This window comes from Pedobacter sp. PLR (assembly GCF_026239675.1).
Lineage (GTDB): Bacteria > Bacteroidota > Bacteroidia > Sphingobacteriales > Sphingobacteriaceae > Pedobacter.
Genome location: NZ_JAPIVQ010000008.1, coordinates 265,115 through 282,130, shown reverse-complemented (window position 1 = coordinate 282,130; position 17,016 = coordinate 265,115). Strand labels below are relative to the sequence as shown.

General features: G+C 38.9%; 11 protein-coding genes. 8 read left to right on the top strand and 3 right to left on the bottom strand.

Annotated features, from left to right (window positions below):
* Positions 1-269: 269 nt before the first annotated feature.
* Entirely contained in the window at positions 270-3,035 is a 2,766-nt protein-coding gene (locus tag OQX61_RS20445; RefSeq protein WP_265843668.1) for a P-loop NTPase fold protein, read from the bottom strand.
* Between the two features lie 408 nt (positions 3,036-3,443).
* On the opposite strand from OQX61_RS20445, the gene OQX61_RS20440 reads away from it, so the two are divergent.
* Both OQX61_RS20440 and OQX61_RS20435 read left to right on the top strand, forming a co-directional pair.
* On the top strand, positions 3,444-4,562 hold the full coding sequence (locus OQX61_RS20440; RefSeq protein WP_265843667.1) for a hypothetical protein: 1,119 nt from the start codon (positions 3,444-3,446) through the stop codon (positions 4,560-4,562).
* Positions 4,563-4,577: 15 nt separating this feature from the next.
* Complete coding sequence (locus OQX61_RS20435) at positions 4,578-4,985, top strand: hypothetical protein (RefSeq protein WP_265843666.1); 408 nt, start codon at positions 4,578-4,580, stop codon at positions 4,983-4,985.
* Between the two features lie 248 nt (positions 4,986-5,233).
* On the opposite strand, the gene OQX61_RS20430 is transcribed toward OQX61_RS20435, so the two are convergent.
* Entirely contained in the window at positions 5,234-5,599 is a 366-nt protein-coding gene (locus OQX61_RS20430; protein WP_265843665.1) for an HIT family protein, read from the bottom strand.
* Positions 5,599-6,630 (bottom strand): HNH endonuclease domain-containing protein, encoded by a 1,032-nt coding sequence (locus OQX61_RS20425; protein WP_265843664.1) that lies wholly within the window; start codon positions 6,628-6,630, stop codon positions 5,599-5,601. The genes OQX61_RS20430 and OQX61_RS20425 overlap by 1 nt, the downstream gene beginning before the upstream one ends.
* 264 nt (positions 6,631-6,894) lie before the next feature.
* Here OQX61_RS20425 and OQX61_RS20420 point away from each other — a divergent pair, with 264 nt between their 5' ends.
* The 6 genes from OQX61_RS20420 (at position 6,895) to OQX61_RS20395 (ending at position 17,006) form a co-directional block, all read left to right on the top strand.
* Positions 6,895-8,985, top strand: coding sequence for a carboxy terminal-processing peptidase (locus tag OQX61_RS20420; protein WP_265843663.1), 2,091 nt, complete (start codon positions 6,895-6,897; stop codon positions 8,983-8,985).
* A gap of 22 nt (positions 8,986-9,007) precedes the next feature.
* Complete coding sequence (locus OQX61_RS20415) at positions 9,008-9,556, top strand: sigma-70 family RNA polymerase sigma factor (protein ID WP_265843662.1); 549 nt, start codon at positions 9,008-9,010, stop codon at positions 9,554-9,556.
* A gap of 6 nt (positions 9,557-9,562) precedes the next feature.
* Positions 9,563-10,711 carry a FecR domain-containing protein gene (locus OQX61_RS20410; RefSeq protein ID WP_265843661.1) on the top strand — a complete coding sequence of 383 codons (1,149 nt, stop codon included), beginning with the start codon at positions 9,563-9,565 and terminating at the stop codon, positions 10,709-10,711.
* A 111-nt stretch (positions 10,712-10,822) separates the two neighbouring features.
* Positions 10,823-11,959 carry a TlpA disulfide reductase family protein gene (locus OQX61_RS20405; protein WP_265843660.1) on the top strand — a complete coding sequence of 379 codons (1,137 nt, stop codon included), beginning with the start codon at positions 10,823-10,825 and terminating at the stop codon, positions 11,957-11,959.
* Positions 11,960-11,990: 31 nt separating this feature from the next.
* Complete coding sequence (locus tag OQX61_RS20400) at positions 11,991-15,548, top strand: SusC/RagA family TonB-linked outer membrane protein (RefSeq protein WP_265843659.1); 3,558 nt, start codon at positions 11,991-11,993, stop codon at positions 15,546-15,548.
* A gap of 9 nt (positions 15,549-15,557) precedes the next feature.
* Positions 15,558-17,006: a RagB/SusD family nutrient uptake outer membrane protein gene (locus OQX61_RS20395; protein ID WP_265843658.1), complete on the top strand. Its 1,449-nt coding sequence runs from the start codon at positions 15,558-15,560 to the stop codon at positions 17,004-17,006.
* Positions 17,007-17,016: the final 10 nt, after the last annotated feature.

Genomic DNA, 17,016 nt, shown 5'->3' with positions numbered 1-17,016 from the left:
ATTAGATTTGAACTAAAATGAACAAGGCAGTAACTCTAATGAATCACCGCCTTGACACAGTTTATTTTACATACCCAAGGAATCTGTATTACCACTCTGGGATCTTGAATTTCACAGGTTTGCGTGTACATTTCACCAACTCACCGATCTTAATTTCTTTTATAGCTGCAAATGCTATGACACTAATTTACAGATTTAATTTTAATTATTGGGAATTCGAGATGACTTTATATTGAATTAGTACACTGTCTGTATGGCCTTCACTTTTTTTAATAAGCAATTACTACAGTCAATACTTTAAGCAACTCTTTATAATCAAAACCACTAACCATTGTTTCTGACATTAGTTGTATAGACTGGTATTCATTTGTGCCTTTTAATGCTGTGTCTAAATGCTTCTTCAATAAGTCGTCTTCCTCATTTAACGTATACATGACAATTAGCGTTGCCAATATTTTGCAATTGGCTTTGCTTTGCCATACGTTAGTCCTCTTTAAAGTTTTATAGTGTCTGATTAGCAGATTTTTTGCAATTAGGTAGCGATAATAAAAAATCCTGATTTGCCTTGGTGTAGCTCCATGATATTTAGTTATGGCAATCCTTAAAATATCGATTTCGTCATTAGCTAAACTTTTAATGGGATCCGTGATAGCTGTGGAACCTTCGTTTTGAATGACAGCGGTTTCTTCTAAGGATATGGAGTTTTCCAAATATTCAGTTGCAAAATCAGGCTCTTCATAATCTATATAGTCATCTTGCATTTGAGATTGCTCAATTTGATAGTCCAATAGAGCATCTTGAATTAGTTGGCTCTGTCTTGAATGGATTTGTCTGGTTTCCTGACTTAGCAATTCATTTAATTCAGATACTTCTAACTTTTCGCGGTCAGGCTGCGTTAGAGCAATTAAGAACTCATCAGAATCATAAGTAGACAAATCACCGAGTTTTAGCCCAGCAATAAAAAGCTTGTCAATGTATTCATCTGTGACTTTACTTAAGGCCTTTGCATGTTCTTCTTCTTTTTTATCGAGCCCAATCAACGAATGGTACTTCATTTTAATGGCCAGTTTCAGGATTCTTTCATCGACTGCAGCGACTACGATTAGCCTTTCAGCAATCTCAGGATCTTCAAGTAATACACGCAGAGAATCTATAATCTGTATGATTTTGGATTCATTACATCGATCAATATCCTCCACAAAAAGAATTATTTTTTTATTCCTTACATTTTTTTTTGTAATCCATGTTTTTAACAAGATTAGTGTTTCTTTTTGTATCTCAGCTTGTAAACCAAGGTGCTCTTTGTAAGAATGTTTCGTCGTATATTTCAAAAAAAGATCTTTTGCCTTTGAGCTGTATTCCTTCTTTATTGTTACATAGAGTGCATATGCTGTTGTTGAACTCATAAATGCAACCCCGAAGAAATTAAATGTTGATCTTAATTTGCCATCAATAAAGCTAAAAAGCTCTTTACCCAATATAAAACACAATATAGCAGCAAAAATTATTGCTAAAAGTTTAAGGATTGGCCATAACCTTTTTCTTTTGAAGTTTAGTTTAATTAATCTTGTTGCTTGAACCCACCAAGTGGAAATCCAGCAATCGTATTTTGGTTTAAGATATACTTCTGATATGCATTCATATAGGTAAGCCCATGTAGCAGGTGTATCTTGATACTTCCAGGCATGGAAATCGACTTTGATGAATTTGTCGTTCCTGGCAAGTTTAGTCCAGGTTTGTTCCATTAAAAAAGTTTTTCCACGTCCCCATTTCCCGAATATTCCGATCATTGAGCCCTGTTCTGGAGGCATCATATTGATAATTCCTGCAAGTTCTTCAGCTAGATCATTTACACCAAGCACCCCTTCAATATCCTTCTTGTCGCGAAAAGAGACATTGGTCTTTTTGAAATACTTTTCTGTGGGAGAAATCGGTATTGGAGGTATTTCTGGAGTTACTTCTTCTTCAGCAAGTAGATCGAATAGGTTTTCCATACCCATAAAATCCAATATGTTTAATTCGATCTTCCCAGGGTATGTTCTTAAACAGGGAGTTAACATATTCTGAAGTAAATTAATACTATCTGTTTTTCGAAAAATGGCTACAGATCTCGTACAACCTAGATCGATTCCTGTAACATTTGTAGATACCATGCATAGAATGAAAGGCTCATCTGTGTGCTCTTTGTAAGAGCTTATTACATTCTTGCGAATGTCATTTGCCATACCATTATGTATTGCTACTGCATGTGTTCCATTGCCAATCTGATTATTCAGTATTTCAGCAAGATTTTTAGCAAAATTTATAGTCGGGCAGTAAATGATTGTCTTGTCCTGATTTATCTTGGCTAATAATAGAACTGCCGCCGCTTCTATGTAGATCCGGGAAGAAACAATCTTTTTTTCTGATATCTCGGGATTTGTATTACTGAGTTCTTCACGTAATTCTTCTGACAAAGGGGTGAGATGAGTGACTTTGTAAGGCGTGAAAAGGAATGCATCTTCGATTGCATTCCTTAAGGTATAAATTGATACAGGCTTACCAAATCTTTCATCCGTTTGTGGTCTGTCAGTGATAGCAAGCTGAATGGCTTCAGGATACAGATCTAGTAAATCATTAAGAGTGGCCGTAGATAAGTCGCCTCCAATGAATAATATTAACCCAATTTTTTTCTCGACAGTCTCCAATTCAGCCATGGTCTGCTGTTTTGTTAATGTCAACAATGAAAGTACAGTGACTCTTCTAAATGACTTGTCCTCTGACTTGATATGTGTGTTAATTTCTAAACCTACGTATTGTTTTAATGATTCCGACACAGTAAGTTGAATCTCCTTATTTATTGTAACTAACAATATGTGTGCTGTCTTATCAATTGCATCGGAGTTTAAACACTCATTAACAATACAACCGCTTACAACTGTTTTTCCAGATCCGGTTGGCATCGCTATTGAAATGCGTTTGTTCCCTTCTTTAATTTGTTGTAATACAATAGTTATGGCCTGTTGCTGATGGGGATAGAGGTTTGAGAGTTTCATTTTAGAATTGCATTGTAAAGCATAAAGGTGCTATAATTTCAAAGGTGCACATTATTAGCGTTATACCAAATTTTCGAAATTTCCTCTAAAGATAGGTCGACTGAATTTTTTAAAATTAATCATTCACCAAATGATCCACCGATTATTGGATCAATGCCAGAAATCGTGGAACAATGACGCTTTTTTCGAATTTTCGTTTACAATTTAGATATTCTGAATAGGAAAATTTAATATTTTTAACCTCTCTGAATTGGGATTTGAAGGTCATTCCATGTTAAAAGATGTTAAATCTTGACTTTTATAAGTGAAAAATATTTGGAGAAATCAAACCATTGCTTACCTTAGACGTTGTTTAAGAATAGAAAGATAAATCTAATTTGAACAAATTAAACGCTCTCAACCAATTGTATGTCGGATTCAAAACACTTTTTATCACCTAGATTGACAGGGAAAAGATTCGACGATCATTCCGTCCCTGTTGATATTTTGCAGGATTTTGCTGCACTCCAAGAACTACTTATTGAATTAGCGAAAAATATTTATTTAGAGGACAATCCCAAAAGGAAACGTGTTCCAAAAGGTTTTACAGAAGGAGTTACTTTAAATTTAGATAAAATTGAAGATGGAAGTGCGATTTTAAACTTTTTTCTTGCGACAAGTTTATTAACTTCTCCAATCTTGGGCGAAGATTCTCACGCCTATACATATTTTGAAAAAGCCAAAAATAGAGTTATTGCAGTTGTTGCTGCTGCAGAGAAGGGTGAAGATATTAGAAGTGTCCTGCCTGTTAAATATTTAACATATTTTAATAGAATAGGCCGAAATCTTAAAGATGATGAATCAATTTACCTAAACCCATCAACATCTAGTAATGGGGTGAAACTTAATAAGAGCACTCGTAATAAAATCGTGCTTTCCGTCAGTTCAGATTCCACTTACACGGATAACTTTGCTATAACTGCTTTAATAACCTCGATCAATAAAGTTGATAAGAATTTCACTCTAATTATAGATGGCCAAAGAATTACAGCTAAATTGGATCATACCAATTTTAAAACGGTTATTACAACTTTCACAGAGTTTTATTCCAATACATATGTCTCGATCGAAGGAGAAGGGTTATATAATAGGAATGATAAGTTAATTAAAATAAATTCTATTACCACAATGGATATTTTAGATCCATTAGATGTTTCTTTGAGGTTATCAGAGTTGAGTAAACTTAAAGACGGGTGGTATAATCATGAAGGAATAGCGCCTAAGGAAGCTAACCTGATCAAATTTGAAAATCTATTCAAAGAATCATTTTCAGAAAGCTTGCCCTTACCAACAATATTTCCAACACTTGAAGGGAATATCCAGCTGGAATGGACCTTAGGAACCAAAGAAATTTCATTAGAGGTTAATCTGGATGATTTTAATGCCGAATTTATGTCTGTTGATGTCAATAGTGATGATGTTATCGAAGAGATAATCCATCTCACCAAGAAAACAGAGTGGAATAAACTCACAAAATACCTTAGCTAATTAATGTTCTCAAATATGCAAGATTCTACTATACTTCACAGACAAGTACATCCTAGTTTAGTTCAAGACAATAAGTTTTCCTCAAAAGCTTTTGAGATTGGGTCTTTACCAGTAGGACAAATAGCTTCTTCAGTTTTTGTTCCAAAAGATAGTGATAACAATCAGCTTTCAGTTTATAATGGTGATAAATTTAGTGCTGAGGAATCCCATGATCATTATATTGAGAAATTAGACTCCGCAGGAGTTGTATCCGTGTCCGTGGAAGAGTGTATTTCTATCGATTTAACTGCAACAGAGGATAATCTTCCTTTTGACGGACATTCTTTTATAGATTTTATTACTTTGAATAAATCCCAAGCCAAGATCAAGGCAAAAAAATTAAAAGCAATGGCCGTTGCTAGAGACTGGACTTTTAAAAAATAGAGACAGTATTCATGGTATGTAAAATAAACTGTGTCAAGGCGGTGATTCATTAGAGTTACCGCCTTGCTCATTTTAATTCAAATCTAATACCATCTGATCAGGAAACCAAATGGCAAGTTTTTGTGCAGTAATCCCCTGTATACATCGGTGATTTCGGGCCAGTCAAAACTGATTATACTTTAGGGTGGAACACTGGCGTCATTTCGACAGAAATATCTAGTGATAGGAGGTGTTTGCTTTAGATATCCTTAGTAACTTCCTTTTTCCGGAATACAATACCTAACTCCGCCACGCGGGTTTTCCATGTCTCCCTTGTACCTTGGTATCAAATGGCAGTGAAAATGAAAAACTGTTTGTCCTGCATCTTTGCCACAATTCATTCCGATATTAAAGCCGTCAGGCTTATGTTTTTTTAATACCAGAGATTTAGCACTTTCAATTGTATCAACAAGGCTATGTTTTTCCTCAACTGTCAAACTGAAAAAATCTGCTCTAATAACATTCGAAATAATCAAAAGATGGCCTGGGGAAACAGGGAAGGCGTCTTCAATTATAAAGAAGTGATCGTTACTATAGATGGTTTTGTGCTTTGGTATATCTAAAAAATCTTTCATTAAAAACTTCCTGCTAGTTCAATTTTAGGTTGCCATTTTTGAATAGCCAATTCTGACGCTAAGTTATACTGTTTTTCTAAAAATGCTATTCTTTGCGCTCGTGTATATCCTGTTTGGTTGATGATGGTTTCGGCCAAAGGGTGCTTACTTTCAATATAAAATTCATTCCGGTTAAAAAGCCTCTCCAGAAATCTCTTTTCAGGTATCCTAGCGCTCTTATTGTTGTTTATTTGTTTATCCGATAGCACTAGATTCCAAACACCATTTATATTTGCACCTTCATTGTGATGGTATTGCTTATGGAGGTGCGGTAAAAAATGGTCTATGGCGCACATGTTTAATTCATCATTTTTATAAATAGAAATGTCCTGAAAGGAGTAGAAACACTTGCCCTTTTGATAGCCATTAAGCGCGTCTCGTACAGAAGTAATGTTCACTCTTCTCATGAAATTGTTCTGTACAAATAACAAAGATTCAACATCATCATATTTTACTTCAAGTATGTTCGGACTTATGTTTAAACTCCATGCAGTTTCTACCAGGTTCCATCTTGCTTCAACCTCTTGATCCAGATTCTTAAACTGAAAGGTATCGAATAGCTTGAGCAGACTATCAGTAATTATAATTTCCTTTTTGCCTACGGCAAAGTTCTTTTCATAAAATGGGTTAGGTATGGCGCCACCATTAACATTTTGAAATGCATCAATTACGTTTACAAAGCCGAATTTTTCAGTATCCCTGTAAAGCTGATCTTGATTCAATTCATTTTTTATAAAAGCACGACAACTATTTAAAAATTTACTGCTCTGTGAGCTACCTTGTTTGTCATTAAATTTTAGGTGCTCTATAATATTGCCTGCAAAAGGTACTGCTAAATCACTTAAACTAATAGATGTAGTTTGATTGCCAATTAGGGTTATTAATGATTTTGCAAAGGCGAATTTATAAGTAGCAGAATTCTTTCCGAACAGTATTAATGATCTCCATTGAGATTCCAGGGATGGATCATTAATTTGAAACTTTGTACTCATGACGGATCAAGGTACAAATATTCGAGATTAGTTACAGAATATTGATTAAACTGACAGAATTTTAATTGTTAACAGCAATGTAATTTCTATTCTTCGGGATGAACAGAATTGTTTCTTCCTGAAAAAACCGTACAGGTGATTACTGTTAGTCCTTGATGTCTTTATAGAAATCGCTAAAAAACAATAAAAATATTTTTATACATCTCTTCACCCTTTTTGCTTTCTGGTCGCCTTTAAGGTAATCACAAAACTTAAACTGTTATAATGAACCTAAGTAACCATTCAAATACATTCCGTGTATTCAGTTTTGCTGCGATTCTGTTTTCTGGATTGGCACATGAAGCGATAGCACAATCTAGCCCGCAGGATATAGAAAGCCTTCAGAAGAAGACGATCGAGGCTGTTGTTAGAAATCTGAAGCAGAAACATGTGCGGCCTAAAGCGATTGACGATAATTTTTCTAAAATCATCTGGAGGAGATACCTTGAAGGACTAGATCCGAATAAAAGTATTCTTCTTTTGAGCGACTTGAATGCCCTGAAGAAATATGAACTGAGTATAGATGATGAACTGAATGCCGGAACAACAGATTTCTTTACTGCCACTTTTAAGATCTATCAACAGCGGTTGAATGAGGCTGAGCTTGGTTTTAAAAGAATTCTGGGGAACCCGATGACTTTCAGTAAAGATGAAACGATTCAGCTTGATGGGAGTTTACTGAAATTTGCGGTGAATAAATCGGCACTACAGGAAGTTTGGAGAAAAAAAGCAAAATACCTGGTGTTGAAGAAAATGTTCGATCTGGATAAAAATAAACTCAATAGTCCGGCACTGGAAAAGGAAGCCAGAGCAAGGGTAGCAAAATGGCTAACCAGTAGTTTTAAAACTTTGAGGGCTGAATACGCTTTAAATGAAAAGTTTAGTCAATATCTTAATACGATTACTTTAGAGGTTGATCCACATAGTTCTTATGCTGCGCCTATTAAAGCCAGGGGCATGGAGGATCAAATGGCTAAACGTTTTTTTGGGATTGGCATAGAATTACAAGATAAAGAAGGAGATGTGTTTGTAAAGTCTCTTAGACCGGGTGGTGTTGCCCTCAAAAGTGGTCTGATAGATATCAACGATCGTATATTGCGTGTTAGCGACACCAAAGGAAGCATGGTTGATATAGCTGGGATGCCCATTACGGACATTCCTGATTTAATTCGTGGAGATAAAGACACGCAGGTTTCCCTGGATTTATTGAAAGGTAATGGTTTGGAAAGAACCGTTTCCTTGAAACGTGCTGAAGTAAAGGATGAAGAAGGCAGAGCTAGAAGTGCCATAATGGAGCAGGAGGGACAGAAAATAGGGTACATTTACCTACCGGAGTTTTATGCCGATGTAGCCGGTGCTTCTGGTGCTCATGCGGCTACCGATGTAGAAATAGAGCTCCTGAAATTGAAGGAAGCTAAAGTGAATGCAATCATCATAGACCTTAGGAACAATGGTGGCGGATCTCTGGACGAAGTGATTAAGATGAGCGGTTTCTTTTTAGGTAAAGGGCCGAAAGTTCAATTGAAGGATGGTGTTGGTGTGAAAATTCACACTTCTGGCGTCGCAGCCTTATACAATGGCCCACTAGCGGTGATGATCAATGAGCAGAGCGCTTCTGCATCCGAAATCTTTGCTGCGGTAATTCAGGATTATAAACGCGGAATTGTGATCGGCAGTCCTGCTACGTATGGAAAAGGAACAGCACAAGCAACCGTGCCAATGGGTAAGATGGGTGATAAAGCGAAAGGAATTCCTGACCAGAGTTATGGTTCACTCCGACTTACAGAATATCAGTTTTACCGTGTTAATGGGGGCTCAACTCAGCTGCGGGGGGTAAATGCCGATGTCGTATTGCCCGGAAAACTAGCCTATCTGAAAATCAAAGAAAAGGATAATGTAACTGCGCTAAGCTGGGATAGTATCCCGGCAGCAGTTTATACTGAAATTAATAAACCCGCAGCCTGGAATAATATTATAAATTTAGCGAAGGAAGCTGTCGGAAAGGAGGAAGGATTTAAGACCATTGACGAAACCAGCAAGTTAATTGCCCGAAATCAGCTGGCCCCCATTCATCTAAACGCTGATCAATTTAATAAAATGCAGCAGAATCTGTTGGCGTATACCAAAAAGATAGACCAGGCGGCCATACTGCCTTCTTCTAAAAAAATAAGAATAACGGGTACAATGCAAAATGCTGCGGAGTCGGGCAATGAATGGTATCAGCAATGGCTGGATGTTATTTCGACCGATCTGTATGTGGAGAAGAGCCTGCGTATTATGAATAAAGTGATTACAGCAACAGCTAAAATAAATTAAACACCATAAAATGTAAAGCCTAATGGCAAAACTTTCAAAGATAGAATTCTTGTTTCGGGAGCATTATTCGTTTTTATGTACTGTTGCTTTTAAAGTGGTAGAAGATGAAGATGTGGCGAAAGATATCGTTCAGAATTTTTTTCTGTATTGCCTGGATAAGAGCTCTACACTGGAGGTTATCGTAAGTTTTAAAAGCTATGCATTCAGGGCAGTAAGAAACGCTTCATTAAGTTATATAAAGAAATCGAAGAAAGTAGATTATAATGATGAGCTGTTGCAGCACACGGCTGCTAACCTGATCAGTTCATCAGAACATGAACTACAGGAGCAGGAAGCAGAGCGGGATCTGGTTTTATGGCAAATCATCGGACAAATGCCTGAAAGGCGACGGCATGTGTTTTTATTGAGCAATAAAGATGGTTTAAAGTACACCGAAATTGCAACACAGCTGGATATCTCTGTAAATACGGTAAAAACACATATTAAATTATCTTATGAGTTTTTAAGGAGAGAATGCCAGTCGCTCATCAGAATAGTGATTTTAATTTATGTATGGATTGGATTTTATTAACTGGATATGAATCAGGAAGAAAAATTTAATTGGGAAAAGCTTTTAAAACATCTTGAAGGAGATAAAGAAGCAGAACCAGGAGCTGAAGAATTGAATCAGGAGGAGCTGGAAATGCTGCTGCTGGCAGAAGAAATGACTATGAGGTTAAAGGGAATAGATCCGGAAAAGCAATTTCCGGTAGAACCGGGCTGGGAAGAGTTGCAAACCAGGTATGAAGCGCAGAATAAACAGGAAGCTGTAATGGTTAACTGGAACAAGTGGTATCGGCTGATGGCTGTGGCAGCTATGTTTGTGGCTGTAATTGGGGCAGGCTGGTGGTTTCAGTTCCGGCAAACGGAACCCATTAAAACCAGTCAGCATATTGCAGCGCAAATACAACTTACGCTGGCCAATGGCGAGCAGGTGGAATTGGCCGCAAGTCAGGCCCCGGTTTTAAAATCTGAAGGGGCCTCTTTCAATGGGAGTACGCTGGTCTATAAAAAGGAAAGCGAATTGGCTCCGGTTACAGCTGAAAAACTTAGCATAAATACACTGGAAGTACCATATGGTAAACAAACCAGGTTAGAACTGAGTGATGGTACGGTGGTTTGGGTAAATGCAGGGTCAAAATTGAGCTACCCTACACGTTTTGCAGCTTCAAAACGAGAGTTGACCCTGGATGGAGAGGCTTTTTTTGAAGTGAGCCATGACCTTAAACGGCCTTTTATTGTGCATGTAGGGGCATTAAATGTACAGGTATTAGGAACTGCATTTAACATCAATAACTTTGGTGCTACGGTGCAAACAGCATTGGTAAGGGGTAAGGTAAGCCTGGAGACTGCTAACCAATCATTGATCCTGCTACCAGGAGATTTGGGTGCATTTCAGGAACAACAAGGCAAATTATCTAAATCAAAAGCCGATTTGAAGCGTTTTACCGCCTGGAAAGATGAGGAGATCTATTTCGACAACAATACCCTCGAAGAAATTGTATTTCGATTGAAACGGGAATATAACCTCAGTTTTGTTTTCGAAGATGCCGAACTTAAAAGGTTGCATTTTACGGTAGATATGCCTAAAGATGATATTCAAAAGGTTTTGAACAACATCAGATTAAGTACAAATGAAGTCAGTTTTGTGGTAAAAGGGAATGTGGTTGAGGTAAAGCGGCGATGAATTGTTGGACTTTATTAAAAAAGGGTGAAAATAATTCAAATTGTTTTCACCCTTTTTCATTTAGCCGGCGCCTATACATTATCAACTTAAACAAACCAAAACTTAAAAACAATGATGAAGAAATCAATACTAACTATTTGTAGTTTGGTAATGGGTATATCGGGCGTTTTTGCTCAGGACCGACTTGAACTGACAGCAAAATTGCCGGAACTTACGGAAAACATGATCGTGTATCTGTGGAACCCCATTGATAAGAAGACGGATTCTACCTATGTTAAAAACAATAGTTTCTCGTTTTCCAAACCCATGAATGGAGGCGGAAGTATTTTTATTTTGCAGGCAGGTATTTACAATGAGGCAAATGGACTTGGGACGATGATTTACCTGGAGCCCGGGAAAATAAATATTTCGGGGACAGCTAAAGGCTTTGACCTGGCCAACCTGAATGGAGATGCATTTGTAAAAGACTGGGTAGATATGTCCAGGAAAATGGCAGGTGCTGAGGCTGATATTAACGCTGCTGATGCACTGGATGTCAGCATAGGACAGGCCACGAAATTGGGTGATGAGGATGCCCTGAAATCCTTAAATGCCCAAAAAACCCTTTTAGTCCAAAAGGCTGTTGCGGCTGGTAAGAAGTATATGGACGAACATTTAAGTTCAGGGGTTTCGGCATATGTGCTGAACGCCACATTAAGCACTGTACTTAGCAATGAGGAAAAATTAAGCTATTTGAACAAGTTTACCGGAAATGCAAAGGACAATCAAATTACCAGAATGATGCTTTCTAGTTTAACAGGCTCTTCCGATCAATGGGTTGGTAAATATGCCCCTGATTTTAGTCAGCCGGATGTGAATGGTAAAATGGTTTCTTTATCCGATTTCAAAGGTAAATACGTGCTGGTAGATTTCTGGGCAAGCTGGTGTACACCTTGCTTATCTGAAATGGACGGACTTAAATCAGCTTATGCGAAATTTAAAGATAAGAACTTCACAATAGTCAGCATATCTCTCGATAAGGACAAAACTAAATGGCTGGAATCTATTAAAAATGAAGAACTTCCCTGGACTCAATTGTCAGACTTAAAAGGAGATAAGAATGATGCAGCATCCGCTTACAAAGTTATGGGAATCCCTGCAAACTTTATGATTGATCCAAATGGAAAGATCATTGGTGTCGCGTATCGTGAAAGTAACGACCCGGGATCCAGGGTAGTGGAAAGTGCATTAACCAGGATACTCAAATAGTCTACCTTCCAAACCAAACCAAACCAAACTAATGAATAATTTTTATGGAATAATCCGTACTGTCATTTACAGTGCCTTGTTTCTTATTGTTTTTTTGCTGCCAGCTTCTGCGCAGCAGAAAAACAGTAATAAAGTTACGTTAAATGTACGTAATGGTACATTGGAGAGCATTCTTCAATCCATTATGAAGCAAACATCTGTTAGAATTGTATATAACCATGAGCTGGTGCAGAAAGCGCCACGTATGAACTTTGCAGCCAGTAATGAAGACTTGAAAACCGTGGTCAGACGTTTGTTGAAAGGATCTGTCCTTACTTTTGTACTGCAGGATGATGTACTGGTGATCGGACCGAAAGATGAACAGGAGGAGATCAGAAAAACCACCAGGGTCATTAAAGGGCAGGTGTCGGACAATATCGGCATACCGCTGTCATTGGTTAATATCAGTATAACCGGTGAGCAGAGGCAAGTTCAGACGGATGAAAACGGGAGATTTTCGATTGATATAGAAGAGGGAAATTCTATCTCTTTTTCTTATGTTGGTTTTGAAAAAAAAACACTGAAACCACAGCCGGGAGAAATAGTTAACATTAAACTGAAACCCCTTCAAAATGAGATGGAAGAGGTCGTGGTAACCGGTTATCAGGAAGTGAGTAAGCGCCTGTCTGCCAGTTCAACTTTTACCCTGAAGGCGGCGGATATAAAAACGCCGGGGGTGCCAAATATCACCGCGATGCTTCAGGGGAAAGTACCGGGGCTTTCGGTCATAAATACATCAGGAAGTCCGAATGCAGTGCCAAAATTGCGTTTAAGGGGAACCTCTACTTTATTGGGGAATGCGAATCCGATCTGGGTGGTTGATGGGATTGTAAGAGAGAATCCTGATGGCGGCAATCCTGATAATGTGATGGGTACAAACCCATCCCTGATGGACATGATTCTGGGTAAAGAAAGCGCCTATTCCAAAGCCAGTTTAATAGGTAATTCTATGAGTGGTCTGAATGTGAACGATATTGAAAGTATTACTTTTTTAAAGGATGCTTCGGCAACGGCTATATATGGAACAAGGGCTGCTAACGGGGTAATTGTGGTTACTACACGCAAAGGACTGAGCGGTAAACCCGTAGTCAGCTATAATTTTAATACCGGTTATATCCAAAAGCCATCCTATTCCGGGATGAAGATGATGAATTCTCAGCAAAGAGTCCGGTTTTCAAGGGAAATTTATGAAGACGGACTTTTCTATCCCGGCGTTCCATTTAATATCTCCTATGAAGGTGCATTTCAGGATTTGATGAATAGAAAAATTACAGAGGCAGAGTTTCAGAAACAAGTGGCACATTTTGAAACGATCAACACCAATTGGTTTGATGTACTGTTTCAGAATTCCCTTAATATGTCACACAATGTAAATCTATCCGGTGGATCAGAAAAGGTAAGGTATTATTCCTCTTTGTCGTACGACAATAGTAAAGGCAGTGCAAAAGAGGATTGGCAAAACAGAGTCGGTGGGAAACTGGGGCTGAATGCAGACCTTAGCAGCCGGCTCAAACTTGATTTTAGTTTGACTGGTAACCAGCGTAATTCCAATGGTTATTTTCAGTTAAATCCACTGGATTATGCTTTAAAAACAAGCAGAACAATAGGTCCAGATGTTTTTTATCCCACCCGTACGCCAACTTATGATACTCAGGGGAACGGAACTCTGCTGAGCTACAACTTAAAAAATGAAATAAATGAAAGTGGAAGCACTGTAAAAGTCACCGAGATTAATGCAAGTTTTACACTTAACTACCGCATTATAGACGGGCTTAGGTTCAATTCCGTGTTGGGTGTCAATTCCCAGCAATCCAATGCAGAACAATACGCTACGGAACGCAGCAACTACATAGCCAACAGCCGTGGCTACGATTACGGAAGCGTGGTTCCGGGAGGAATAGAAGAACAGTCGTCGTCTTTACCATTCGGCGGGACCATGGCGACTGATCACATCACCAGTTATAATTATACCATTCGTAATTCTATGGAGTATACCAAACGTGTTTTTGGCGAACGTGATCAGGTCAACATTTTTGCCGGCCATGAAATGAGGTCTGTAAAGTATAACGGTTTCTCTGAACGCGTACCAGGATATCTTAAGGATAAGGGTGAATCATTTGTTCAACTGCCAAATTCTTATTTTTTCTTTGCTCCTAGAAAAACAAATACTGTAGACAATGCGCTTTCGGCATTTGTTTCGGCCTCCTATAGTTTTGCAGATAAATACATCCTGAATGCCAATATCCGTACGGATGCCTCTAACCGGTTCGGGCAATATTCCAACAGTCGGTTTTTACCTGTCTGGAGTATCGCCGCACGCTGGAACATGATTGAAGAGCCATGGTTGAAAGACGGCAAAGTGATCAATGCATTAGATCTGAAAGCATCCTATGGGTTTCAGGGAAATGTGGTGACCAGTGTAGGACCAGACCTTATTGCCAGTATCCCGGAGGGAGGGTCGCCAATTGATGCGGCAGCCAGACAGTACATTCTTAAACTGAAGTCATTGCCATATCCTGATTTGCGATGGGAGAAGACCCGCTCTTATAATATGGAACTACATGCTTCCTTGTTCAACTCATTTGCAGACTTTACGATCGCTTATTATGATAAAAGAGGATCTGATATCATCACCAGCCGGAAAGTGCCTTTGGAATATGGGATTTCGACCATGTACCTAAACGGAGGCAATATGCGTAATCATGGCTACGAAGCCAATCTTAATTTAAATCCTATTCGCGGTTCCAACTTTGACTGGTCAGTATCTGTCAATGTATCTAAAAACTTTAACAAGGTAGAGCAAGGTGTAAGTGAGATCCCCTATACCCTAAACGATTATCTCAATGGTACTGCACAGGTAACCGGACAGCCCGCCGGCACTTTCTACGTTGTCTCTTATAAAGGACTGGATCCAAAATACGGAATGCCTCTTTTCAATAAGATTGATGATGGTAGCTCTTATCTGGACAGGACCTTTATGGATGCGCTGGTGATCGGTGGTAATCGTGTGCCCGATATTTCAGGAGGGCTGACAACTTCTATAAGGTATAAGGCATTTTCAATGGGGGTTTCATTTGCCTTTAGTTTGGGCAGTAAGCGGTTGTTAAACGCGATGTATGCAGGTGATAATCAGTTTATCCCGATGCCTGACCAGAATATGCCGGCCATTTTTGAACAGCGCTGGCGCAAACCAGGCGATGAAGCTTTTACAAATATACCTGGATTTGTGAGTTATGTGCAAGCGGATCAGCAGGTTGAGGTTTCCTACGCTAACCGCTATAGCCGCTATTATCTGTATGACCATTCAGATCTGAACCTGGTTTCAGGAGATTTCCTGAGGTGCCGTTCCATGAACCTGGGGTATTCTTTGCCGGCAGGCTGGTTGAAACGAGCCAGAATCAAACAGATGTCTGTAACGGCTACAGCAACTAATCTTTTTGTAATTGCTGATAAAAAATTAAGGGGTCAGGATCCGGAGACGGATGGAGTAGGTACTACAGCCTTACCAATTGTGCCTGCTTTTAACCTTGGACTTAGTTTGTCATTTTAATAAATAATTATGAAAGACGTGAAAAAATATATACCTGTATTATGCCTTCTGTTTTTTTGTCTGATATCCTTATCCTGCAAGAAATTTCTGGAGGAACAATCTCAGACAGAAGTCATTCCAAAAACAGTAGAATCTTTAAATGAATTGTTATTGGGAGAGGGGTACCAGGGCGTTGACAAAGCGGTAGGCTGCATTCCTGTCTTCTATGATGATGACAAGGAACACCATGGTTTTTTTTTTGGGACCAAAGCCTCCTATTATGTGTACACCTGGCAGCCGGATCAGGAGCAATCGTTGTACGGAATTGACTGGAATAGTTCTCCCTGGGTAAATTATTACAAATTGATCCAGATCTGTAATGTAGCGCTGGATTACTCGGGTAAGGTTAGTGGAGAGCAGGCCGCCAAAGATAATTTAAATGGACAAGCCTATCTGCTTCGGGCATTTTATTATTTTAAACTTGTAAACCTTTATGGTAAACCCTATACGGATAAACTATCTGCTCCGGATCTGGACCCGGGAGTGCCTTTGATCATTAAATCAGGCGTATCTCTGGAAGGGAAAAAGCGTAATACGGTAAAAGAGGTGTATCAGCAGATTCTGGATGATCTTGGAAAAGGAATCCCGCTCCTGGAAAAATACAGAAAAGACAATGGCATTTATCGCATCAATTATCTATCGGGCTATTTGCTAAGCTCAAGGGTGAATTTGTATATGGGCAACTGGAAGAAAGTAATAGAAGCTGCTACTGAGGTGATCAACAATAAATCTACGCTTGTTGATCTGAATGGTTGGGGTACGCCTGATCAGAACAATAAACCTGTGATCAGAAGCGATAATCCGGAAACGATATGGGCATTTGGAAAACAAGATGATGTGACCTTTGATGGGGGGAATAGTGAGCGGGATAATTACCAGCTTTCGGCAAGCTTGCTTTCTCTATATGAAGATGGGGATTTGAGGCGGAGCGTCTATATCAAGGCTGCGAGATCAATTAAAAGGGTACAATATCAGGTCGGTTTCAATAGAACGGCACAGTCCTTAAGGGTATCTGAAGCTTTTTTGAACAGAGCGGAAGCTTATGCCCAATTAAATAAAGAGGGGGGGGCTGCGGATGCACAGCTGGCTTTAAATGATTTAAATACCCTGCGAAAGAAACGGTTCTCTACTGCTCAATATAAAGATCTTTTGAGTGTTGATGCTGATGATCTGCTACAGAAGTGTTATGATGAAAAACGCAGGGAGTTTTTTGAAGAAGAACAGCACCGATGGTTCGACTTGCGACGCCATGGTATGCCCTCCATCAGCCATTCTTATTATGAAAGTGAAGGACAAAAGTTAAAATATGTGCTCCAGGATCATGACCCGGCTTATCTGATGCAGATACCCAAAGAGGGCCTGATCCTAAATAAAAATCTGGTTGATAACCCTAAGCCTGCCATTCGTGTCGGACAATAAGCAGCAGAAT